Below are 22672 nucleotides of genomic sequence, written 5' to 3' on the forward strand. Positions count from 1 at the left end.
GTCATCAGCCTTTTGCTAGCTCGGAAGCCCACCAAGGCTTCGGATCGATGGGCTTTTCATTTTTCCGGAATTCGACATAAAGCGATGGGCGCGCTTCTCTTCCAGAGCGACTTTCGGAAGCACTGGCCTCGCCCATGGATGCGACAGGCTCTCCGGAGAGGACGAACTGACCTCGTCTGACATAGATTTCTTCCATGCCTGCTAGAAGAATATGATACCCGCCACCGGCATTGATAATCAAGAGTTGCCCATAGGACCGGAACTCGCCTGCATAACTCACCCATCCGTCCGCAGGTGAGACAACTTGGGCCCGCGCGCGCGTCTCGATGGAAACGCCCTTGGATTCGATGCCAAGGTCATCCTGTTCGCCGAAATCGCGGACGATCGGTCCCGAAGCCGGCAGCATCAGCAGGCCCTTGGCCTGTGCGAACGGCACAGCGGGTTTCATCCGGCCGGGCTGCACGAAGGCCGCCTTTTTCGCGCGCGGCTTCAACTCAACGATCTCGCCTGATTGCAACTGCTCTTCATACTCGCCGAGGCCGGTGCGCGCCGCCACTTCCTTGTCGAGGGTCTTCAGGAGCTGCCCCAGATCGGTGATGGCGGCCGCGTGACGTTCGGCCGCACGGTCGAGGGCATCCAGCCGGGCGCGCTGCTGCTTCAGCCGCTGCCGCTTTTCGGCAATCAGATCCCTGGTCTTCGTCCGCAGCCGTTCCAGTTCTTCCTTCTCCGCGGCGAGCTGTTCGGCGCGCTGCTGCTTTTCGGTCAGCACGCGGGTGAGTTCGGACAAGCGCGCGGCAAGGCTGTCCGCCCGCGATTTGAGCGCCGGAAAGAAGCTGTTGAGCAGCATCCCGCTGCGCACCATGCGCAGGGCGTCCTCACGCTGCGTGACCATGACCGGGGGCGGCTCACGGCCCATGCGCTGCATCACGGCCAGCAGGTCGCCGATCTCGCGGTGCTGATCGCGCAGTTGCTTGCGGATCGCCGCCTCCTCCTCGCGCAGCTTGGCCATTTCTTCTTCAAGCGCAGTCAGCCGGTTTTCGCTGTCGGCGGATTTGCGCGCAACCTCCAGCAGGCGCTCGTTGAGCCGGGCACGTTCGGCTTCGGTGGCCGAGACGGTTTCCTCGACGTTGACCCGTTCGCCCTGGATGCGATCGAGCTGGCGTTCATGCTGCTTGTAGAGCGCACGCGCCTCGTCGGCGCCAAGGTCCTGCTTGTCCTCGTCGGTCAGGCCAAGCGTCAAACGCTCGGGGTTTGGCACAGGCAGAGGGATGTCGGCGTCTCCCTCCTGCGCACTTGCGGGCGCGGCGGCCAGCAGGGCGCCCACAGCGAGCACACGCGAGACGGTCAGGACGGTCGCGCGCAGGCTCGTGCTCATTGGGATGCCAGTTCGCGCTTTTCGCTCGCGTCGATCTGATACCGCTGCATCAGCCCGAGCTGCATGATGCTGAAGATGAGTGTCAGCGGCATGATCCCGAAAACCTTGAACGCGACCCAGAAGTCTGTCGAAAAGAACCGCCAGACGATCTCGTTCAGCACGGCCAGGAACAGGAAGAAAAGCGCCCATCGCAAGGTCAGTTTCCGCCAGCCCTCGTCGAGGAGCTGAAACACGTCGCTGAACAGGTATTTCAGCAGTGAATGCCCGTAAGCCAGCCCGCCCAGCAGGATCGAGGCGAACAGAACGTTCACGATCGTCGGCTTGAGCTTAATAAACAGCTCATCATGGAGATAAAGTGTCAGCCCGCCCATGATGAACACGAAAATCCCCGTCACCAGCGGCATCGCCGGAATCCGCTTGAAGATCAGTCGGCTGGCGAGCAGGGAGACGGCGGTCGCGGCCATGAAAGCGCCGGTGGCGACGAAAATGTCGTATCGGGTATTGCCGATAAAGAACACCACCAGCGGGCCGATCTCGACGAGCAGCTTGAGTCCCTGCTTGGACGGCGACATGGTTTCGTCTTGGCTCGGCGGGGTCTCTGTCATCAAAGGCTCCGTCGTATCGGCGCGTCAGGCGATTGCGGCGACCGCGCGCGCGAATTCGTCAGGTTCGAAGGGCTGAAGGTCCTCCACGCCTTCGCCCACGCCGATGGCGTAGACGGGCAGGGCGTGCTTCGCGGCGATTGACACAAGAATGCCGCCGCGCGCGGTGCCGTCGAGCTTGGTCATGACGATCCCGGTCACCCCGGCGGTGTTCTTGAAGACATCGACCTGCTGCAGCGCGTTCTGGCCTGTCGTGGCATCCAGGGTGAGCAGAACGGTGTGCGGCGCGGTCTCGTCCAGCTTGCGGACGACGCGAATGATCTTCTCCAGTTCGGCCATCAGGTCGGCCTTGTTCTGCAGCCGGCCCGCCGTGTCGATCATCAGCACGTCGCGCGCTTCGTCCTGCGCCTGCTGGAGCGCATCGTAGGCCAGCCCCGCGGCATCCGCGCCGATCTTGCGCGTGACAACCGGCGCGCCGACGCGCTCGCCCCAGATCTTGAGCTGCTCGACGGCGGCGGCGCGGAACGTGTCGCCCGCGGCGAGGATCACGCTCTTGCCCTCATCGGTGAACTTGCGCGCGAATTTGCCGATGGTCGTGGTCTTGCCGGTGCCGTTCACGCCGACGACGAGGATCACATGGGGCTTCTTGCCCGGGTCGATACGCAGCGGATGGGCGACGGGGTCCAGCGTCTTGGCGACCTCGGCGGCCAGCACCTCGCGGACCTCTTCCGGGCTGATCTCCTTGTCATATTTTTCAGCGGCGAGGCGCTCGGTGATGCGCATGGAGGTCTCCACGCCAAGATCAGCCTGGATCAGCAGATCCTCCAGTTCCTCCAGCGTGTCGTCATCCAGCTTGCGCTTGGTGAAGATGGAGGTGACGCCCTCGGACAGACGCGAGGAGGTCTTGGTCAGGCCGTCCTTGAGGCGTGAGAACCAGCCCTTTTTCGCAGGCGCGGGTTCGGGTTCAGGAAGGCCGGACTCCGGTTCTGGTTCTGGCTCGGCCTCAACCGGTTCCGGCTCGGCCTCGGCGGTTTCCGGTTCAGCCGTCTCCGGCTCAGCCTCGGCAGCGCGGTCTTCCGGCTCCGTGGCTTCCGGCTCGCGTTCGGCCTCCACCGCTTCCGGCTGTTCCTCTGGCTTTGTCCGGTCGTCACCCTTGAACAGGCGGCCGAAGAAGCCTTTTCTCTTTGTCTCGGTTTCGCTCACGCGACCAATGTTCCTTCCAGTTTCCCGCCGCGCACATCCGTGATCCGCGCGCGCACCATCTCGCCGGGGGTTTGCGGCTCGGGCAGCTTGACCTCGGCGTATTGCGGCGCGCGGCCGCGCTGCGGCTGTTCCATCAAGATTTCGAGTTCGCGGCCCGCAAAGCCGCGCAGATGATCGTTCAGGGCCTGCTGACCCTTCTCGCGCAGGCGCTGGGCGCGGGCCTTGATCTCCTGGCGCTCAAGCTGCGGCATCCTCGCCGCTGGCGTCCCCGGACGGGGGGAGAACGGAAATACGTGCAGATGGCTCAGCCCGCAGTCATCCACCAGCGCCAGCGAGTTGGCAAACATCTCTTCCGTCTCAGTCGGGAAGCCTGCGATAATGTCCGCCCCAAAAGCGATGTCGGGGCGCAAACGGCGCATCTCCGCGCAGAACTGCACCGCATCGTCACGCGAGTGCCGACGCTTCATGCGCTTGAGGATCATGTCGTCGCCCGCCTGCAGCGAAAGATGAAGATGCGGCATCAGGCGTTCTTCCTCCGCCATCGCGGTGATGAGATCGCCATCCGCCTCGATCGTGTCGATCGACGAGATGCGCAGGCGCGGCAGCTCCGGCACGAGTTTGAGAATTTTGCGCGTGAGCTTGCCCAGCGTCATGTCGCCCGGCAGGTCGGCGCCGTAGGCTGTCAGGTCCACGCCGGTCAGGACCACCTCGCGGTAGCCCTGTTCGACCAGCGTCCTGATCTGCCGCACCACCTCGCCGGCCGGCACCGAGCGCGACGGCCCGCGGCCGTAGGGGATGATGCAGAAGGTGCAGCGGTGGTCGCAACCGTTCTGAATCTGCACGAAAGCCCGTGCGCGGCCGCCGAAATCCGCGATCATGTGCCCGGCCGTCTCGCGTACTGACATGATGTCGTTGACGAGGGCGCGCGGAGCCTCACCGGTGCTCAGCCGCTCGAAGGTTGCGCGCTGCATCTTCTCGGCGTTGCCGATGACGTGGTCCACCTCGGCCATCTCGGCGAAGCGGTCCGGCTCGGTCTGCGCGGCGCAACCGGTGACGATGATGCGCGCTTCAGGGTTGTCACGCCGCGCGCGGCGTATGGCCTGCCGGGCCTGGCGTACGGCCTCGCCCGTGACCGCACAGGTGTTGACGATAACCGCGTCATCCAGCCGGGCGGCCTCGGCGTGTTCCGCCATGGCCTGGCTTTCGTTGGCGTTCAGCCGGCAGCCGAAGGTAATTATCCGCGCGCTCATCTCAGGCCACCTCCCGGAAGCCGGTAAGCGCGCCCATGGGCGAGATGTCGATTTCCCCGCGATGCTCCCATTCGACCGGCCCGGTCATGATGATGTGATCGTCGCTTGCCCGCCAGTGAATGTCGAGCGGCCCGCCTGGCAAGTTCACCGTTAGGTGCCGCTTCGCGCGTCCTGTCCGCGCCGCGGCGACGGTCACCGCGCAGGCCGCCGTGCCGCAGGCCCTGGTGAGGCCGGCGCCGCGCTCCCACACGCGCAGCGTGATGCTGTCGGGCCCATTGACCTGCGCCATCGACACATTCACGCGCTCCGGGAACAGCGGATGCTGCTCAAGCGCCGGGCCGATCCGCGCCAGGTCAATCGCCTCTGCATCATCAACCCAGAAGACGCAATGCGGGTTGCCGACATTCACCACGCTCGCCAGTCCCAGATCGAAAACATCGTCCTCCGCTGCTCCAGCGCCCGCCGGGCCAATGAAGACCTCGCTGGTGTCGTCCACAGGATGCGCCAGCGGTATGTCGATCCAGCCGAACTTTGGCGCGCCCATATCAACCGATGCGGTGTCCGTACTTGTCGCCGTGGCCGCTATCACACCCGAAGCCGTCTCGATCATGCAGTGCTCTAGACCATTCTCATCAGCCAGCAAGACGGCCACGCAGCGCGAGACATTCCCGCAGGCCCCGACTTCAGAGCCGTCGGCATTGAAGATTCGCATGAACAGGTCGGCCCTGTCCGAGGGCTCCAGCGCCGCGACCTGATCGCAGCCGATGCCTTCGTCGCGGTCGGACAGCGCACGCGCAAGCGCACCGTCCACGCGGAAGGAAGTGGACCGCGTGTCGGCAATAACGAAGTCGTTTCCGAGACCGTTCATCTTCCAATAGCGGAGATGGTCGCCGGCCGGCGCGCGCAACACGTTGCTCATATGAGGGTTATAAGAATGGTTGTGGCGCTGCGCAATTGCGCCGGCCGCTGCCAGCGCACGTCAGGAGACCGGAATCGCGGAAATTTGTCGCGGCCGGTCGTGAAACTTCTTGCATGGTGTGCGCTGCAGCGTGACTATGGAGAGTCACGAAGGTAAATCGAGCGGGCCATGACGACACATCGCGGATTTCGTCTGAAGACGCGGCGCAGAGCCGGCCGCTTTCTGCAGCGCGGAGGCCGGCCATGATCGGGATCGTCATTATCACGCATGGCAACCTGGCACGGGAGTTTCGCGCCGTGCTGGAGCATGTGGTGGGGCCGCAGGATCAGATTGCGGCCATCGCCATAACCCCCGATGACGACATGGAAGAACGGCGCGAGGCGATCCTGCGGGCCATGAAGTCCGTGGATACGGGCGACGGCGCCGTGCTGCTGACCGACATGTTCGGCGGGACCCCGTCAAACTTGGCGATATCGGCGATGAACGGCGCGAATGTGGAGGTGATTGCCGGGGTCAATCTGCCGATGCTCATCAAGCTGGCCCGCGTGCGCGAGGAAAGCCGGCTGCGTGAGGCGGCGGATGAAGCACGGGAGGCGGGCCAGAAATACATTCGCGTGGTGAGCGATATGCTCGCGGGCAGTTAGCGACCGATTCCGCCCGGGAGCGCAGGTTTCACGCGGGGCCGAGGTCCGGCGCCGCGACAGATGATTTGAGCACCGAAAACGACGATGTCGGATTCCACCGAAACCGAACCGCCCGGCGACGGCGTCTATCATTGCCTGGCCGAAGTCCAGATCCGCAACAGGCGCGGGCTGCACGCCCGGGCGACGGCGAAGTTCGTGAGCGTCGCGGAAAAATATGACGCGGATGTCACTGTCACGAAGGACGGCGTCAGCGTCAACGGTGGCTCGATCATGGCGTTGCTGACCTTCGGGGCGGCGCAGGGCTCCACGATCCTGATCGAGACGAAAGGGCAGGAGGCCGAGGAGGCGCTGGAGGCGCTTATAGGGCTGGTCGAGGCCGGTTTTCACGAAGACGACGAGGGCGAGAACGGACCGTCGCAGGGCTGAGCGATTGGCTTCAGCCTGCTCCCGGCTGGCCAAGCGTGCCGTAACGATATAAACTCATCTTTATGTCTTTATTGCCCTCCGCGCCTCTGGCGGTTATAGGAGAGGCCATGCCGCGCCGCCGGGATGCGCCCGTGCGGCGCCGAAACGCGAACGGAAAACGGGTCAACATGCAAGATTACGCTATCAAGGACATTTCGCTGGCCGACTACGGCCGCAAGGAAATCGAGATTGCCGAGACGGAGATGCCCGGCCTCATGGCGCTGCGCGAGGAGTTCGGTGCATCCAAGCCGCTCAGCGGCGCGCGCATCGCCGGCTCTCTGCACATGACGATCCAGACGGCTGTGCTCATCGAGACGCTGGTCGCACTGGGCGCGCAAGTGCGCTGGGCGTCCTGCAACATCTTCTCCACGCAGGACCATGCAGCCGCCGCGATCGCCAAGCAGGGCGTCCCGGTCTTCGCTGTCAAGGGCGAGAGCCTTGAGGAGTACTGGGACTACTGCGACCGGATCTTCCAGTTCGATGAGGGTGCCAACCTGATCCTGGACGACGGCGGCGACGCCACGCTCTACATCATCATGGGCGCGCGCGTAGAGGCTGGCGAAACCGACCTGATCGCCAATCCTGAGTCGGAAGAGGAAGAGGCGCTGTTTGCGCAGATCCGCAAGCGCATGAACGAGACGCCGGGCTGGTTCACGCGCCAGCGCGACAAGCTCGTCGGCGTCAGCGAGGAGACCACCACCGGCGTCCACCGGCTGCACAAGTTCGTCGAGCAGGGGCTGCTGCCGTTCCCGGCGATCAACGTGAACGACAGCGTCACCAAGTCGAAGTTCGACAACAAGTATGGCTGCAAGGAGAGCCTCGTCGACGGTATCCGCCGCGCCACCGACACGATGATGGCTGGCAAGATGGCCGTGGTGTGCGGCTATGGCGATGTCGGCAAGGGTTCGGCCCAGAGCCTGCGCGGCGCCGGGGCGCGCGTGAAGGTGACGGAAGTCGACCCAATCTGCGCGCTGCAGGCGAGCATGGACGGTTTCGAGGTGACCACGATGGAGGCCGCCGCGCCGGAGGCCGACATCTTCATCACCGCGACCGGCAACAAGGACGTCATCCGCATCGAGCACATGCGCGAGATGAAGGACATGGCGATCGTCGGGAACATCGGCCACTTCGATAACGAGATCCAGGTCGCGGCGCTCAAGAACCACAAGTGGACCAACATCAAGCCGCAGGTGGACATGATCGAGTTCCCCGGCGGCAAGCGGATGATCCTCTTGTCCGAAGGCCGGCTGCTGAACCTCGGCAACGCCACCGGTCATCCGAGTTTCGTGATGTCGGCGAGCTTCACCAACCAGGTGCTGGCCCAGATCGAGCTCTGGACCAAGGGCGATGAGTACGACAACAAGGTCTATGTGCTGCCGAAACATCTGGACGAGAAGGTTGCCCGGCTGCATCTGGAGAAGATGGGCGTGAAACTCACGGAGCTGTCGCCGGAGCAGGCCGAATATATCGGCGTCACACCGGAAGGCCCGTACAAGCCGGAGGCTTATCGTTACTAGGCGAAGTGTCGGCGCCGCTGTCGTTTACGGGTCATCCTGCCGCATGTTACGCGTCGTGGGTCGGGAAGATGCCCTTTCCGATCCACGCCACACACATGCAGCGGGGCTCTCATGGCGGACGCCGATCACGCGCTTTATTACTCCGACGATCTCATGACGAATCTTCAGCTTCGCTACGGCGAGGGGATGCTCTCGCCGGGCGGAGCCGAAGAACTCGGGCGGCTAGTCGGCTCCATCGATCTCAGCGGTAAGACCGGCCTGGATCTCGGCTGCGGACTCGGAGGCTATGACACGCTCCTCGTGGCAGATTATGGCGTCGGCCGGATGGTCGGGGTCGATATTAACGGCGCTGCCGTGCAGCTTGCAGCCCGCCGGGCGGCTGATATGGGTATGGCGGACCGCGTCAGCTTTCATGCCGTCGAGCCCGGGCCTCTCCCTTTCGAGGACAACAGCTTCGATTTTGCCTTCTCGAAGGATTCCATCGTCGACATCCCCGACAAGGCGCCGGTGCTCGCCGAGTTGCACCGCGTGATCCGGCCCGGTGGCGCGCTTCTGATCTCTGACTGGTTCCGCGCCGATGCGCCCTACACCCCGGAAATGCGGGAATGGGCGACCACGGGCGACGAGACTTATGAAATGGCCTCTTTGGGCAGCACCGCAGCCGAACTCGCCGCTGCCGGCTTTGCTGAAATCGAGACGGAAGATCGCGGCGAGTGGTTCGTTGCGTTCTGCAGGGATGAGGTCGCGCGGCTGTCCGGCCCGCTCTGGCCGACCTATGTTGATCGGTTTGGCGAAGAGAGCGCCCGGCGCTCCGTGAAAAACGCCGAGAGGCGCCTGCTTCTGGCCGAACAGGGGCAATTGCTGACCGGCCATGTCCGGGCCCGAAAGCCGATGTGAGCGCGGCGCAAGGCAGGCCCGAGGCCAACGGACCTAGCCCTGGACGTGCACGGTCACCGATCGCGGATCGCCGGAGTTCGCCCCCTTCGCATCCTGCACCTGCACGTCGAAACCGACCTTGTCGCTGGATTCCCCGTCGTGGACGAACGCGATCGCGCCGGCTTCCAGATCAGCCTGGCTGAAGCTGTTGACCGGCGTGGTCGGCGCACTGGAATGCGCGACGAAACCGCCATGCGCGTTGCTGACCGAAAAGGTCAGGTCCTTGGCCTTGTCGTCCGGATCCACTGCGTTCAGGTCGACCAGGCTGATCCGCACCGCGCGCCCCTTCTTCACGCTCAGTTCCAGATCGCCCGTGATCTCAGGGGGCACGTTGCTCAGTTTCGCGCTCAGCTCGCCGCCGAGATCAACCGCAATCTGCCCGTACTGCACATCACCGTTCACGTTGCCGGTGCTGCCAACCTTGATGAGCCGGCGCACGAACACGTCCCCCTGGAGCAATCCCTCCACCTCGGCATCACCAGCGCGCAGCGTCCCGAACAGCTTGCCGCCCTCGCGCACCATGACCCGGGCGGCGTCCACCTCGCCCTCCACGTAACCGTAGACCTCGATATACTCGCAGTTGGAAATTTCGCCCTTGATGACGGTATCTTCCTGAATGACGGCTTGGCGACTCTTACTCACGTTCTTATCCCCCGGACTTTCTGTGCCGACACGCTGATGCTGTTGTTCTTGGCTCGGCCCGCTGCAGTGGCCGAATGTCGGCAGCTATAGCCAATGCGCGCAGCATTGTCATGGGATTTGGCGATGCACACGCGCGGCAATCTTTCCAACAGAGGCATTGAAAACATGCGCCAGTCGTGGAAGATACAACCGGACGTTGGGCAGTGGCTCATACAGGCGCTACACTGCCCGTGATTCGATGCATGGCTGGCCGGGACGACAAGCATCTTGTGACTTCTGAAAGCGGCCGGCCCCTCGATCACGGCGAGCAGCGACGCGACATGCAATTTCTCAATACATCATTCGTTTGGCGGGGCAAACCCTTGAGGAGCGCGGCTGCGCTGCTGGCTGCCATGCTCATCGCGCCGTCGCCGGCCGCGGCGGCTGAGCTGTTCGGCGTCTCGGTAACAGCGACCGGCCCATGGATGGCGGCCACGGTCGCGGCGACTGGCGCGGGACTGCTGGTGGCTGTCATCGGGCTCGCCGTCGCCTTGCGCCAGTGCTGGCGGGCGCAGGACGAGAACGAGGCGGAGGTCTCGCGCCTCAGCGCGGAACTGAGCGCAGCGCATGCACTGCTGAACAGCGAGCGCCAGGCGATACTGCTTTGGTCGCATGATACCGATCAGCCGCGATTGATCACATATGCACTCGAGCCGGAACTGGGCGTGCCGCTGGAAATGCGCCGGCTCAGCCGGTTCGCTGCCTGGCTCGAGCGCGAGAGTGCGCTGGCGCTTGAACAGAGATTTGAAAGGCTCAAGGAAAGCGGCGAAGCCTTCAACCAGGTGCTGACCACGGCCGAAGGGGCGAACATCGAGGCCGACGGACGCCCCTCGGGCCCGTATCTCGTGCTGCGCCTGCGGGCGCCGTCCGATCACGGCGAAGAGCGGGCGCGGCTTGCCAGTCGCCTGAAGGACGCAGAGAACGATCTGTCCGCGTTCCGGTCGTTGCTGCAGGCCCTGCCCATCCCGGCGTGGCTGCGCGATACCGAGGACCGGCTGATCTGGGTCAACCAGGCCTATGTGTCGGCCGTGGACGAGGCCAGCGCGCAAGAGGTCATCGAGGGGCAGGTGGAACTTCTGGAATCGCGACAGCGCCAGCGGATCGATAAGGCGCTCGACGCAGGCAAGACGTTCCGCGAGCGGCTGCAGACCATCGTTGGCGGCGAGCGGCGCAGCTATGACACCGTTGCGCTGCCGGTCGGGGAGGCCAGCGGCGGCGTGGCGATCGACGTGGCGCCGCTGGAAAGCGCGCGCGGCGAACTCGACCGGCAGATGGCCGCCCACGCCCGAACGCTGAACCGCGTGGCGACAGGCGTGGCGATCTTTGGTACGGATCGGCGTCTGAACTTCTACAACGAAGCGTTTGCCTCTCTCTGGCAGCTACCGGCGAACTGGCTCGAGCAGCGCCCCACCTATGGTGAGGTGCTGGACCGCCTGCGCGCCGACCGCCTGCTCCCCGAGCAGGTCGACTACCGCGACTGGCGGGCGCGGCAGATGGCGGCCTTCGACAGCGCAGGTGCGGATGCGCTGCAGGAGGATTGGTGGCATCTGCCGGACGGCCGGGCGATCCATGTCGCGGCGGACCAGCGGCCGGACGGCGGCGTGACGTTCCTCTATGACGACGTGACCGAAAAACTGGCGCTCGAAAGCCGCTACAACGCGCTCATCCGCGTTCAACGGGAGACGCTGGATCACCTGCGCGAGGGGGTTGCGGTGTTCGGGTCCGACGGGCGCCTGCGGCTGTTCAATCCGGCTTTCAGCGAAATCTGGGGGCTCGACGAGACGTTCCTGGGCGGTTCGCCTCATGTCGACGAGGTGATTTCAGTCTGCGCCGAACAGGTCGAGGATCCGGCCCCCTGGGAGCATACGCGCGGTGCGGTCGTTGACGTTCAGGACGAGCGCGCGGCCTTTGATGGGCAGATGACGCTCGGCGACGGCAGGGTGTTGGCCTATGCGGGCGTGCCGCTTCCCGACGGTGCAACGATGATGACCTATGTCGACATCACCGACAGCAAGCGGGTCGAACGCGCGCTGATCGAGCGCAATGAGGCGCTGGAGGCATCCGACCGGCTCAAGAACACCTTTATCTCGCATGTCTCCTATGAGTTGCGGACGCCGCTCACCAACATCATCGGCTTCAGCGAGTTGCTTGATCAGCCGCGTGTCGGTGAACTGAACGCGCGCCAGCGCGAATATCTGAGCGATATCCGCTCGTCCAGCCAGGCGCTGCTTGCGATCATCAACGATATCCTCGACCTGGCTACCATCGACGCCGGCGCGCTGGAACTCAAAAAGCGGGAGGCGGATGTGCGCGAGGTCATCCGCTCGGCGGAACTGGGAGTGCGTGAGCGGCTTTCGGCGGAGAATATCGACCTCGACATCGAGATCGCGCCGGACGTCGATACGCTTGTTGCCGACGACAAGCGCGTCACGCAGATCCTCTACAACCTTCTGTCGAACGCGATCGGCTTCTCCGAGGCGGGTCGCACGATCAGCCTGAATGCTTACCGGCAGGGCGACATGATCGCCTTTTCGGTGCAGGATACCGGCTGCGGCATCCCGGAGGATTATCAGGACAGCGTCTTCCAGCGCTTCGAGACGCGCCCGCAAGGTTCGCAGCATCGCGGGGCCGGGCTGGGCCTGTCGCTGGTAAAGAGCCTGGTGGAGCTGCATAACGGGCAGATCGACCTGCGCTCGGCGGAAGGTGCGGGCACGACAGTGACGGTCCTGCTGCCGGAGGACGGGCAGGCGAAGCATCCGGACGAGGTGGAAGCAGAAGCCCGGCTTCAACAGGTTCATTGACGCGGAAAACCGTGAAGTGCGCCGGAGCGGTCAAAGTCTCGGCGCAGTCGCGATTCATCGTCCCGAAACATGACGACAGGGAAGGCGGGTTCATACGTGCAGCCGGAAACCCCGGACAGGACAGCGCAAATCCGCTTGCCGGGCCTCACGCTGGCCATGCTGGACGGCCTGGCGCGGGTGCTTGCGCCCTACCTCCGCAAGGGCGATGTCGTTACCCTGTCCGGCGATCTCGGCGCAGGCAAAACGACCTTCGCGCGGTTCCTCATTGCCGCCATTGCGGGCGAGGATGTCGAGGTGACGAGCCCGACCTTTTCGCTGGTGCAGAGCTATGAGACACCGCGCGTCGAAATCCATCACTTCGATCTCTACCGCCTGGAGGGGCCGGAGGAGTTGCCCGAACTCGGCTTCGATGAGGCGCGCGAGGACGGCCTCCTCCTTGTCGAATGGCCCCAGCGGTTGGGCGACGCACTGCCTCCGAACCGCCTCGACGTTGCGCTCAGCGAGAGCGCAGAGGCGGACCAGCGCGACGTGACCGTAACGGGCTTCGGCGGGTGGGCACCGCGGCTGGAGCGGTTCCGCGCAGCCACCGATTTCCAGAAGAACGCGGGATGGAGCGCGGCGTCTTCGCGCTTTCTCGCCGGAGACGCCTCGGTGCGCTCCTATGTTCGGCTGCAGCTTGGCGAGAAGGCTGCGCTCCTGATGGACTGGGAGCCGCAGCCCGACGGCCCGCCACTGGCGAACGGTCTGCCGTACAGCCGGATCGCGCATCTCGCCGAGGATGTTGGCCCCTTCATCGCGGTATCGGGCGCGCTGCGCGAGGCGGGCGTGCCGGTGCCGGAAATCTATGCGCAGGACACCGAGCGCGGCTTCCTGCTGATCGAGGACTTCGGCGACTACATTCTGGGCAAACTGGTGGAGCGTAGCGGCGAGATTGGCACGCTGTATCGCCCGGCTGTCGATCTGTTGCTTCGTTTGCGCCGAACACCCGTGCCGCGCGAGTTGCCCATTTCGGATGGCTGGACCCACCGCCTGCCGGATTACGACAAGCGAGCGCTGCACGCCGAGGCCGCGCTCCTGCTTGACTGGTTCCTGCCGGCCATGACCGGCACGGATGTCGATCAGGCCGCCCGCGGCGAGTTCGCGGCGCTCTGGGAAGCGCAATTCGACTGGCTCGCCACGCGGGAGACCGGGCTCGTTCTGCGCGATTACCATTCGCCCAACCTCATCGCGCTTATGCCGGGCGACCCGCGCGGGCCGCTCGGCGTCATCGATTTCCAGGACGCGGTGATCGGCCATCCGGCCTATGACCTTGTCTCGCTGTTGCAGGACGCGCGGCTGACCGTCCCGCCGGATGTCGAGTCGCAGCTTTTCAATCACTACTGCAGGCAGGCGGAACAGGACGGCGTCTTCGACGCGGATGGGTTCGCGCGGGCCTATGCGCTGCTCGGGGCACAGCGCAACACCAAGATTCTCGGCATCTTCGCGCGGCTGGCATTGCGCGACGGCAAGACGGCCTATCTGGCGCATCTGCCGCGCGTGCGCGCCTATCTGGAGCGCGACCTGCAGCATCCGGCGCTTGCGCCGTTGCGCGCGTGGTATGCCCGGCATATGCCGGGGCGCGTTGACGCGCAGGCGATTGCGCGGGCCGGGGCGGGGCGTTGATGGGGGCGGTGATGATCGACACGGCGATGGTACTGGCGGCGGGTTACGGCAAGCGAATGCGCCCGCTGACCGAGACGATCCCGAAGCCGATGGTGCGGCTGGCCGGACGGCCGCTCATCGACCATGTGCTTGACCGGCTGGCCGAGGCGGGGGTGCGGCAGGTGGTCACGAACGTGCACTATCTCGCCGATGTGATCGAGGCGCATTTGGGCGAGCGCGCGGGGCCTCCCCAAATCGCTATCTCGGATGAACGCGACATGCTCCTCGACACGGGCGGCGGCGTGAAGAAGGCGCTGGACCGGCTCGGGCCGGAGGGGTTTTTCATCCAGAATTCCGACTCTGTCTGGATCGAGGAGGGCGAGCGCAATCTCTCGCGACTGGCCAGCCTGTGGGAACCGGCGCGCATGGATGCGCTGCTGCTGCTGGCCGATGCGCGGGGAAGCTTGGGCTACGCGGGCGCGGGCGATTTTTGGTTAGATGATGATGGACGGCTGATACGCCGCTCCCCTGATGAAGTGGCGCCATACGTCTTCGCTGGAGCGTCGATCGCGCATCCGCGCCTGTTCGACCACAGCCCCGACGGCGCGTTCTCGCTCAACCCGCTCTGGGACCGTGCGGCTGCGCGCGGCCGGCTGTTCGGCGCGACGCTCAAGGGCGAATGGATGCATATCGGTACGCCCGAGGCGCTCGAGGCGGCCGAGCAGCGCCTGCGGGACAAAGCTGCCTGAGGGCCATGGACGATAAGCATCCCGCGCTGTTCACGATCCCGCCCGAGCGGCCGTTTCTGGCCGATCTTGCCCGCGCGATCCTGAACGGCGACCTGCCGCGCCTGGGCGGTCGGCCTCCTGCCCCGCTGGAACTTGCCGACACGACGATCTACTTGCCGACGCGCCGGGCCTGTTCCGCGCTGCGCGATGCGCTGTTGGCCGAAGCGCCGGGAGGCGCGCTGCTGCTGCCGCAAATCCGCCCCCTGGGTGCGGTCGACGAGTTCGCGCCTGCCGAGGACGGTGACGCGCCAGCGGATATCCCGCCGGCCGTGCCGGACATGGAGCGCTGGCTTACGCTCGCCGCGCTGGTGCAGCGGTGGTCGCGGGCCATTGAGCCCTCGGCCGATGAGAGCGGTTTTGGGGCGATGTCTGCCGCCGCGGCGGGGGAGCTGGCGCTTGAGCTGATGGCTTTGCTCGATACGGCGCAAGTGGAGGGCGTCGACCTTGCCCGCATCGACGATCTCGTGCCCGAAGAGATGGCCGAACACTGGCAGCGCACGTCGCGCTTCCTGAGCATCGTCACGCGGCAGTGGCCGGCGCATCTGCGCGAACGCGGGCTTCTGGATCCGGTAGCACGGCGCAACCTGCTGCTCGCGCGCGAGGCCAAGCGTCTGGCAGAGAACGCGGATAAGCCGGTGATCGTCGCCGGCTCCACCGGCAGCGTGCCTGCCACCGCCGCGCTGATGAAAACGGTGATGGACCTGCCCGCCGGGGCGATTGTGCTGCCGGGGCTGGATCAGGCGCTGGATACGGAAAGCTGGACGGCGCTCGATCAGTGCCCGGAGCATCCACAGGCCGGGCTAAAACGGCTACTTAACGAACTAGGAATTGGGCGCGAGGACGTCGCGGAATTGACGGGGGATGCGGGGCCGCCGCGCCGCGTGCTGGTCTCCGAGGTCATGCGCCCGGCGGAAACGGCGGAGAAATGGCCGGACTTCCTGGCGGGCGCGGATCACGCCGCGATGGCCGATGCACTGGAGGGGATCAGCCTGCTGGAAGCACCCGACCAGCGCCACGAGGCTGAGGCGATCGCGCTGATGATGCGCGAGACGGTCGAAACGCCGGACAAGACCGCCGCATTGGTGACACCCGACCGCACGCTCGCCCGCCGGGTGCGCACCGCTCTGCAAACCTGGGGGCTCGATGTCGCGGACAGCGCGGGCGAGCCACTCAGTGCGACCTCGACCGGGCGCTTCATGGAGTTGATCGCACGCGTCGCTGTGGAGCCGGACGCGGTCACGTTGCTGGCGCTGCTCAAGCATCCGTGTCTGCGCTTGGGCTGGTCAGCGGAAGAGGTGCGGGGGCGCGTGGCGGAGCTTGAGGTGAACGCGCTGCGACAGCCCTGGTTCGCGGGGGGGCTGGATGGTCTGCACCCGGCGCTTGAGCGTGCGGACGAAGCGGAGGGCGCGGTGGAATTGGTAAACCGGCTGGAGGCGGCCTTTGCGCCGCTCACCGCGCTCACCGGGCCGGCGGCCCCGGGGGATTACGCGCAGGCCCAACGCGCGGTGGCCGAATCGCTGGCGGCTGGGGCGGACGCGCCCGCGCTCTGGGCCGACGCGGCGGGCGAGACGATGGCGGACCTGCTCGACAGTTTGGCGCGCGGCGCGTCGGGCGGCATCGCACCGGAGATCGCGCCAGCGGATTATCCTTCGTTCTTCGCGGGTCTCGCGCGGCGCAAGGCTGTCCAGACGGAAACAGGCGCGCATCCGCGCCTTCGCATCTGGGGGCCGCTCGAAGCTCGGCTTCAGCATGCCGACCGGCTGATCCTCGGCGGGCTGAATGAGGGCATTTGGCCCCGGGCCGCGCAGGCGGGTCCTTGGCTGAATCGCCAGATGCGCGTGGCGCTTGGGCTGCCCGAGCCGGAGCGACAGACCGGGCTTTCCGCGCATGACTTCGCGCAGGGGCTGGCCGCGCCGGAGGTCATGCTCACCCGCGCGCTCAAGGCCGATGGCACGCCGACCGTGCCAAGCCGTTGGGTCTCGCGCCTGCGCCTGCTGGCCGATGCGCTGGGGCTGGGCGACAAGCTCACGCCTGCGCAGCCGTGGCTGGACTGGGTGGCCGCGCGGTTCGCCGCCGCGCCCGAGACACCGCCCGGACCGCCCGCGCCGCGCCCACCGCTCAAAGCGCGGCCACGCCAGATGAGCGTTTCGGATGTCGAGCGGTGGATTGCCAACCCTTACGCGGTCTACGCGAAGCACATCCTCGCGCTGGAGCCGATGCCCGGCCTCGCCGAGGGGCCGGACGACCGGCATCGCGGGCAGATCATCCATGCCGCACTGGGCCGGTTCGCCGAGCGCTTCCCGGCCGAGCTGCCCGACGACATTGCGGGCGAGCTGATGGCGATGGCCGATGCGCTGATGGCCGAATGGGGCGCGTTCGCGCATGTCCGCGCGTTCTGGCAGCCGCGCTTTGCCCGCTTCGCGCACTGGTTCGCGGACACGGAACCCGCGCGGCGCGCGGGCCTGCGCCGGAGCCTGAGCGAGGTACCGGGACGACTGACGCTGGCTGCGCCGGGCGGCGGGTTCGAACTGACGGCGCGCGCCGACCGGATCGACCTGCGTGAGGATGGCGCGGTCGCGGTCTACGACTACAAGACCGGCAGCGTGGAGGCGCGCCGTCGCGCCGCCGAGCGGCTACAATCGCCGCAGTTGCCGCTGGAAGGGCTGATCGCGCTCGTGGGCGGGTTCGAGTTGCCGGTGAACGCGCCGCCTGCGCTCGCCGGGCTGGGCTACATCTCCGCGTCAGGCGGGCGCGAGGCGGGCGACGAGAAGGCGCTTAACGACCCGCAGGCGCTGGCCGAGGGGGCGCGGGACAAGCTGGCGGCGCTGATCGCCCGCTTCGATGATCCGGCGACACCGTACACAGCGATGCAGCGCCCGGCCTTCAAGGCACTGTGGGGCTACGACCCTTATGCGCATCTTGCGCGCGTGGCCGAATGGCGCGGCGGGGAGGGCGAATGAGCGACAGCTTGCGCCGCACCGAAGCCATGCAGGCCCGCGCCGCCGATCCGGCCGCGAGCGCCTGGGTCCGCGCGAATGCCGGTACGGGCAAGACGCATGTGCTGGTGCAGCGGGTGCTGCGCCTGTTGCTGGCCGGTGCCGCGCCGGAAGGCATCGTCTGCCTGACCTTCACGAAGGCCGCCGCGTCGGAAATGGCCAACCGGTTGACGCGCGCGCTGGGCAAATGGGCGGTTGCCGCGCCGGATGCTCTCCACGCACGGCTACGGGAGGTGCTGGGGCGCGCTCCCTCGGCGGAGGAGACGGCGCGCGCGCGGCGGCTGTTCGCGCATGTCCTCGACACCCCGGGCGGCCTGCGCATCCAGACCATCCACGCCTTCTGCGAGCGCATCCTGCGGCAGTTCCCGCTGGAGGCCGGTGTCGCGCCCGGATTCACTGTGCTGGCGGAAGAAGATTCGCGTGGGCGGATGCGCGCGGCGATGACAGCGGCGCTGGAGGCGGCGGCGGTCGCGGCGGACGGCCCGCTTGAGCGTGCGCTGGAGACGGTCGCCGGGCTGGCGCGCGAGGATGATGTCGAGGCGCTGCTGGGCGCGGTGCTGCGCGAGCGTGTGGCGCTGCGGCAGATGATGCGCGCTGCGGAGGCGGAGGGCCGGGTGCTGGCGGCGCTGATCGGTGAGGCGCTCGGCGTGCCTGGGGATTCCGACCTGCAGGCGGTCGCGCAGGCGCAGGCGGAGGTCCTGAGCAATGACGAGATCGCGCGTATCCGTGCCGCGCTGGCGCAGGGCGGCAAAAACGATGCGAAGTTGGCTGATCAACTGGCCGAGGCCGCGAATGCCGCGCGCCGCGATGCCCGCATTGGCGCGTTTCGCGCCGCTTTCCTGAAGAAAAGCGACGGCCTGCCGCGCGCCGACAAGGGCTTCCCGAGCAACGCCGTCATTGCAGCCGCGCCCGATGCGGCCGAGGTGCTGCGCGCCGCGCGCGACCGCTTCGCCGACCTGGATCAGACTCGAATCGCGCTGGAGACCGCGCGGGCCAGCGCCGCGTTGTTCACCCTCGCGGACGCCGTAATCCAGCGCTATGAGGCTGGCAAGCAGGCCGACGGCGCGCTCGATTACGATGACCTGATCGACCGCACGGTGTCCCTGCTTCAGCACGGCTCGGCCTGGGTGCTCTACCGGCTCGACGGCGGGATCGACCATCTGCTGATCGACGAGGCGCAGGACAATTCGCGGGCGCAGTGGCGCGTGGCCGAACTGCTGTCGGAGGAGTTTTTCGCCGGGGAGGGCGCGCGCGAGGCTGGCCGCTCGCTCTTCGCGGTGGGCGACGAAAAGCAGTCGATCTACGGGTTCCAGGGCGCCGCGCCGGAGCATTTCGCCGCGCTGGGAGACGCGTTCCGCCGCCAGGCCGAAGGCGCGCGCCACGTCTGGCATGACGTGCCGCTGACCCGCTCTTTCCGCACGGTCGCACCGGTGCTGCGGGCGGTCGATCTGGTGTTCGGCGGCGCGAACGGGCTGGGCGCGCGGATCGGCGCGAGCGCGGAGGTCGCGCATGAGGTGCATCGCGACGCGGATGCCGGTCTGGTCGAGGTCTGGCCAACCGTGAAGCCGCCGGAGCGGGTGGAAACCCACGCATTCGCGCCGCTGGACGAGCCGATGGCGGGGGCGGAGGCCGTGGACCGGCTGGCCGCGCGGATCGCGGACCGGATCAAGGCGTGGCTCGACACTGGGGAGATCCTGCCGTCGGCGGGCCGGCCCATCCGCGCGGGCGACATCCTGATCCTCGTGCGGAAGCGCCAGCCATTCGCCGCGCCGATGATCAACGCGCTGAAAAGCCGGGGCATTCCAGTGGCCGGTGCGGACCGAATGCGGCTGACCGAGCAACTCGCGGTCATGGACCTGATGGCGCTGGGCGATGCGCTGTTGCTGCCCGGCGATGATCTCCCGCTCGCGGCCGTGCTGAAAAGCCCGCTGATCGGCCTCTCGGAGGACGACCTGTTCGCGCTGGCGCATGAGCGCGAGGGCAGCCTGTGGGAGGCGCTGGAAGACGCGGCGGGCAATGTCCCGCGCCTCGCCGAAGCGGAGACGCAGCTTGCGCGCTGGCGTGACGATGCGCTGACTCTGCGGCCGTTCGAGTTCTATGCGGCGGTGCTGGACCGCGACGGCGCGCGCACGCGGCTGATCGCCCGGCTGGGGCCGGAGGCGGCGGACGCGATCGACGAGTTTCTCAACCTGGCGCTGGCCTACGAGGAAACCGGGCCGGCGACGCTGCAGGGCTTTCTGGCGTGGCTGCGCGAATCTGGCAGCGAAGTGCGCCGCGACATGGAGCAGGGCGCGGACCAGGTGCGGGTCATGACCGTGCATGGCGCGAAGGGGCTGGAGGCGCCCATCGTGTTTCTGCCGGACACCTGCACGATGAGCACGCGCGGCGGCGGGCCGGTGCTGCGCGTGCCGCGCGATGCGCCGGGGGAATTCGGCGATTGTCTCGTCTGGGCCGTGGGCGAGGGGAAGCGGCTTCCCGCCGTCGAGCGGGTGCGCACGGACCAGAGGGCCGCCGATGAAGCGGAGAGCTACCGGCTTCTCTACGTGGCGATGACACGGGCGCGCGACCGGCTCTACGTGACCGGGTTCGAGAGCCGCAAGAAACCGGGACGCGACGCGGGGTGCTGGTACGACGTCGTATACAGCGCGCTGGAAGGCGTGGCCGAGAGCGTGTCCGGGGAGAAAGGCGAGGCGGTACTTCGCCTGAAGAGGGCTGGCGATTCTCTGCCAAGGCCGGAAACGGCGGAGCCCCTGGCGGTCACGACTGCCGAACCGCCCGCCTGGCTCTCCGCGCCGGCAAGAGCCGAGGCTTTGGCGGAGGCCGTACAGCCCTCGGCCAAGGAAGACGCTTCCCAAACACGGCACTCTCATTGCTCTGCGGAGGCCGCGCGCCGACGAGGGGAGCTAATCCACCTGCTGCTGGAGCGCCTGCCGGAGGTCGCACCCGAACACCGCGAGGCGGAAGCAGAACGTCTCGTAGCGCAGCGGGCTGGCGGCGACGATACCGAGGTGGACGATGCCACGCGCAGCGACGCTGCGGAGACGGCGCTCGGCATTCTCGCCGCGCCGGAGTTCGCGCACCTGTTCGGCCCCGGCTCGCGTGCGGAAGTGCCGATCGCGGCGCAGGCGGGCACGCACGCCGACGACGCGCGCCTCTCCGGGCGCATTGACCGGCTGGTCGTGCACGGTGATGACGTTCTTGTGATTGATTATAAAACCGACGCGAGCGTGCCCGCTTCCGCGGAGAGCGCGCCGCCCGGCTACATTGCCCAGCTCGACGCCTACTGCCGCGCGTTGGCATGCGTATTCCCGGACAAGCGGCTGCGCGCGTTCATTCTGTGGACAAGCATGCCTGCGCTGATGGAAATTCCTCTGGACGCGGCGGGCCCCGATGGCGACTCTTGACGCTTCCAGCACCCCGCCTTAGCTCAAAGGCCGAGATGACACAAACCGCCGCACCGCGGCACAGGCAGGAAGGAAAGAAATGGCGACGGCAAAGGTTTCCGACGACACATTCGAGCAGGAAGTGCTTCAGTCATCCACGCCGGTGATTGTCGACTTCTGGGCAGAGTGGTGCGGCCCGTGCAAGACGATTGCGCCCGTGCTGGAAGAGCTGGCCGAGGAGTACGGCGGGAAGATCAAGGTCGTGAAGATGAATGTCGACGAGAACCCGAAGACACCGATGGATTACGGCATTCGCGGCATTCCCACTCTGATCATGTTCAAGGATGGCCAGGTCGCATCCCAGCAAGTGGGCGCGCACCCGAAGACGACGCTCAAGGACTGGATCGACAAGCAGGTCTGAGCAGTCGGCGACATTCCCAAAGCCCCGCCAGCGCGGGGCTTTTTGCGTTTGGCGCGACCATCTTGACCTTCCAGTTGCTGGAGGCGCTAATGGAATGGCACCAACTGACGAAAGGACATTGACGTGAGTGGCTCTTTCCTTCCCGGCCTGATGGATGCGACGTTCATCCTGCTCTCGCAGACGCCCGGCGGCGGCTGGCATCATGACATGCCCTGAATGGGCTCGGGCGGATGGTGGATGGGGCCGATCTTCACGATCATCATCCTTGTACTGGGCGTCCTTGCGATCGTTGCCCTGTGGCGGTTTGTCAGTGGTGGCTCGGGCCGCGAGGCAACCGGAAGCGGCGACCGGTCTCTGGAGGTTCTGCGGGAGCGTTTTGCGCGCGGCGAAATCGACGAAGAGGAATTCGAGGCGCGCAAGAGGGCGCTCAATCGCTAGGTCGGCGGTTTAAAACAGGGCCGGCCCGAGCATCAGCGCGGCCAGGCCGATGGGCACCGCGTAAGGCATCTTGCCGGTGCGCGCCCAGGCGAGCGGCCTAGCGATGGCCGCGTGGTTCTCCAGCGCCGGATTGAAGACCAGCAGCTTCTTCAACCCCACCAGCGCAACGGCCATCGCCCCGCCGAGCAAGGTCGTGATCAGCACGAACGGCCCGAGATCGGCCGGCCCCATCCACAGCGCCAGCGCGGCGATAAACTTCGCGTCGCCGCCGCCGAACACACCCGCCACGAACAGCGCAAAAGCGACGACGAGCATGCCAACACCGGTGAGCATGTGCACCGGCAGATCGCCGCCACCCTGATCCAGGCTGTAAAGCAGGAAGAGGCCCGCGATCGCCAGCGGCACCCAGTTTGGCACGCGCAGATCGCGCAGGTCCGTAATCATGGCGTAGCTGACGAGAAAGATGAATGCGCCTTGGATGATGGGCTCGGCCCAGTCAGTCATGTTCCCCCCTTGCCATCAGGGCTGTATGTTGTCCGTGCCCGAACAGCCAGACCATAGATAGCCGGCTGTTACTATCCTCCAAATATCAGTTTTGACCCGAGAGAAAGA

General features: G+C 66.3%; 18 protein-coding genes and 1 pseudogene. 12 read left to right on the top strand and 7 right to left on the bottom strand.

Going from position 1 to position 22672, the window contains the following annotated elements; all coding sequences use genetic code 11:
- Positions 1-4: 4 nt before the first annotated feature.
- On the bottom strand, positions 5-1009 hold the full coding sequence (locus BXY53_RS06815) for a murein hydrolase activator EnvC family protein (protein ID WP_170144361.1): 1005 nt from the start codon (positions 1007-1009) through the stop codon (positions 5-7).
- Here BXY53_RS06815 and BXY53_RS14105 point away from each other — a divergent pair.
- Positions 953-1414 (top strand): hypothetical protein, encoded by a 462-nt coding sequence (locus tag BXY53_RS14105; RefSeq protein WP_170144362.1) that lies wholly within the window; start codon positions 953-955, stop codon positions 1412-1414. The two genes, BXY53_RS06815 and BXY53_RS14105, sit on opposite strands and share 57 nt — an antisense overlap.
- On the opposite strand, the gene BXY53_RS06820 is transcribed toward BXY53_RS14105, so the two are convergent.
- The 4 genes from BXY53_RS06820 to dapF are packed head-to-tail and all read right to left on the bottom strand — an operon-like array spanning position 1372 to position 5349.
- Positions 1372-1980: a septation protein A gene (locus BXY53_RS06820; protein ID WP_210209162.1), complete on the bottom strand. Its 609-nt coding sequence runs from the start codon at positions 1978-1980 to the stop codon at positions 1372-1374. The genes BXY53_RS14105 and BXY53_RS06820 overlap by 43 nt on opposite strands.
- A gap of 24 nt (positions 1981-2004) precedes the next feature.
- Entirely contained in the window at positions 2005-3180 is a 1176-nt protein-coding gene (gene ftsY, locus BXY53_RS06825) for a signal recognition particle-docking protein FtsY (protein WP_119061097.1), read from the bottom strand.
- Positions 3177-4430 (bottom strand): tRNA (N(6)-L-threonylcarbamoyladenosine(37)-C(2))-methylthiotransferase MtaB, encoded by a 1254-nt coding sequence (gene mtaB, locus BXY53_RS06830; protein ID WP_119061098.1) that lies wholly within the window; start codon positions 4428-4430, stop codon positions 3177-3179. Before mtaB ends, ftsY begins: the two co-directional genes overlap by 4 nt.
- A 1-nt stretch (position 4431) precedes the next feature.
- Positions 4432-5349, bottom strand: a complete 918-nt coding sequence (dapF, locus tag BXY53_RS06835) for a diaminopimelate epimerase (RefSeq protein WP_119061099.1) — start codon at positions 5347-5349, stop codon at positions 4432-4434.
- Between the two features lie 242 nt (positions 5350-5591).
- Here dapF and BXY53_RS06840 point away from each other — a divergent pair, with 242 nt between their 5' ends.
- The 4 genes from BXY53_RS06840 (at position 5592) to BXY53_RS06855 (ending at position 8872) form a co-directional block, all read left to right on the top strand.
- Positions 5592-5993 (top strand): PTS sugar transporter subunit IIA, encoded by a 402-nt coding sequence (locus tag BXY53_RS06840; RefSeq protein WP_119061100.1) that lies wholly within the window; start codon positions 5592-5594, stop codon positions 5991-5993.
- A gap of 84 nt (positions 5994-6077) precedes the next feature.
- Complete coding sequence (locus BXY53_RS06845; RefSeq protein ID WP_119061101.1) at positions 6078-6419, top strand: HPr family phosphocarrier protein; 342 nt, start codon at positions 6078-6080, stop codon at positions 6417-6419.
- Positions 6420-6586: 167 nt separating this feature from the next.
- Positions 6587-7975, top strand: a complete 1389-nt coding sequence (gene ahcY / locus BXY53_RS06850; RefSeq protein ID WP_119061810.1) for an adenosylhomocysteinase — start codon at positions 6587-6589, stop codon at positions 7973-7975.
- 111 nt (positions 7976-8086) lie between these two features.
- Positions 8087-8872: a class I SAM-dependent methyltransferase gene (locus BXY53_RS06855; protein ID WP_119061102.1), complete on the top strand. Its 786-nt coding sequence runs from the start codon at positions 8087-8089 to the stop codon at positions 8870-8872.
- 33 nt (positions 8873-8905) lie between these two features.
- Here BXY53_RS06855 and BXY53_RS06860 read toward each other — a convergent pair whose 3' ends face one another.
- Entirely contained in the window at positions 8906-9553 is a 648-nt protein-coding gene (locus BXY53_RS06860) for a polymer-forming cytoskeletal protein (RefSeq protein ID WP_119061103.1), read from the bottom strand.
- A gap of 362 nt (positions 9554-9915) precedes the next feature.
- On the opposite strand from BXY53_RS06860, the gene BXY53_RS06865 reads away from it, so the two are divergent.
- The 7 genes and pseudogenes from BXY53_RS06865 to BXY53_RS06895 all read left to right on the top strand — a co-directional run bounded on the left by BXY53_RS06865 (position 9916) and on the right by BXY53_RS06895 (position 22060).
- Positions 9916-12393 carry a sensor histidine kinase gene (locus tag BXY53_RS06865; protein ID WP_170144363.1) on the top strand — a complete coding sequence of 826 codons (2478 nt, stop codon included), beginning with the start codon at positions 9916-9918 and terminating at the stop codon, positions 12391-12393.
- Positions 12394-12462: 69 nt separating this feature from the next.
- Positions 12463-14055: a tRNA (adenosine(37)-N6)-threonylcarbamoyltransferase complex ATPase subunit type 1 TsaE gene (gene tsaE, locus BXY53_RS06870; protein ID WP_245410381.1), complete on the top strand. Its 1593-nt coding sequence runs from the start codon at positions 12463-12465 to the stop codon at positions 14053-14055.
- Positions 14056-14066: 11 nt separating this feature from the next.
- Entirely contained in the window at positions 14067-14783 is a 717-nt protein-coding gene (locus BXY53_RS06875; RefSeq protein ID WP_245410382.1) for a nucleotidyltransferase family protein, read from the top strand.
- A gap of 5 nt (positions 14784-14788) precedes the next feature.
- Positions 14789-17782 carry a double-strand break repair protein AddB gene (addB, locus tag BXY53_RS06880; protein WP_170144364.1) on the top strand — a complete coding sequence of 998 codons (2994 nt, stop codon included), beginning with the start codon at positions 14789-14791 and terminating at the stop codon, positions 17780-17782.
- The gene (gene addA, locus BXY53_RS06885) at positions 17779-21222 is read left to right on the top strand and encodes a double-strand break repair helicase AddA (RefSeq protein WP_170144365.1); all 3444 of its coding nucleotides are present in this window, start codon (positions 17779-17781) and stop codon (positions 21220-21222) included. The genes addB and addA overlap by 4 nt, the downstream gene beginning before the upstream one ends.
- A 52-nt stretch (positions 21223-21274) precedes the next feature.
- Positions 21275-21622: pseudogene (gene trxA, locus BXY53_RS06890) on the top strand (thioredoxin); the annotation flags it as partial.
- A 237-nt stretch (positions 21623-21859) separates the two neighbouring features.
- Entirely contained in the window at positions 21860-22060 is a 201-nt protein-coding gene (locus tag BXY53_RS06895; protein ID WP_210209163.1) for an SHOCT domain-containing protein, read from the top strand.
- Between the two features lie 9 nt (positions 22061-22069).
- Here the strand turns inward: BXY53_RS06895 and BXY53_RS06900 are convergent, their stop codons facing one another.
- Complete coding sequence (locus BXY53_RS06900) at positions 22070-22564, bottom strand: A24 family peptidase (protein ID WP_119061110.1); 495 nt, start codon at positions 22562-22564, stop codon at positions 22070-22072.
- Between the last annotated feature and the right edge of the window lie 108 nt (positions 22565-22672).

The sequence above is a fragment of the Dichotomicrobium thermohalophilum genome, from assembly GCF_003550175.1.
GTDB lineage: Bacteria > Pseudomonadota > Alphaproteobacteria > Rhizobiales > Rhodomicrobiaceae > Dichotomicrobium > Dichotomicrobium thermohalophilum.

Coding starts and splice junctions, on each gene's coding strand:
- tsaE (WP_245410381.1), top strand. CDS start 12,463: ATGACGACAGGGAAGGCGGGTTCATACGTGCAGCCGGAAACCCCGGAC.
- addB (WP_170144364.1), top strand. CDS start 14,789: ATGGACGATAAGCATCCCGCGCTGTTCACGATCCCGCCCGAGCGGCCG.
- BXY53_RS06855 (WP_119061102.1), top strand. CDS start 8,087: ATGGCGGACGCCGATCACGCGCTTTATTACTCCGACGATCTCATGACG.
- BXY53_RS06840 (WP_119061100.1), top strand. CDS start 5,592: ATGATCGGGATCGTCATTATCACGCATGGCAACCTGGCACGGGAGTTT.
- BXY53_RS06820 (WP_210209162.1), bottom strand. CDS start 1,980: ATGACAGAGACCCCGCCGAGCCAAGACGAAACCATGTCGCCGTCCAAG.
- dapF (WP_119061099.1), bottom strand. CDS start 5,349: ATGAGCAACGTGTTGCGCGCGCCGGCCGGCGACCATCTCCGCTATTGG.
- mtaB (WP_119061098.1), bottom strand. CDS start 4,430: ATGAGCGCGCGGATAATTACCTTCGGCTGCCGGCTGAACGCCAACGAA.
- ahcY (WP_119061810.1), top strand. CDS start 6,587: ATGCAAGATTACGCTATCAAGGACATTTCGCTGGCCGACTACGGCCGC.
- BXY53_RS06845 (WP_119061101.1), top strand. CDS start 6,078: ATGTCGGATTCCACCGAAACCGAACCGCCCGGCGACGGCGTCTATCAT.
- addA (WP_170144365.1), top strand. CDS start 17,779: ATGAGCGACAGCTTGCGCCGCACCGAAGCCATGCAGGCCCGCGCCGCC.
- BXY53_RS06875 (WP_245410382.1), top strand. CDS start 14,067: ATGATCGACACGGCGATGGTACTGGCGGCGGGTTACGGCAAGCGAATG.
- BXY53_RS06895 (WP_210209163.1), top strand. CDS start 21,860: ATGGGGCCGATCTTCACGATCATCATCCTTGTACTGGGCGTCCTTGCG.
- BXY53_RS06815 (WP_170144361.1), bottom strand. CDS start 1,009: ATGGCCAAGCTGCGCGAGGAGGAGGCGGCGATCCGCAAGCAACTGCGC.
- BXY53_RS06900 (WP_119061110.1), bottom strand. CDS start 22,564: ATGACTGACTGGGCCGAGCCCATCATCCAAGGCGCATTCATCTTTCTC.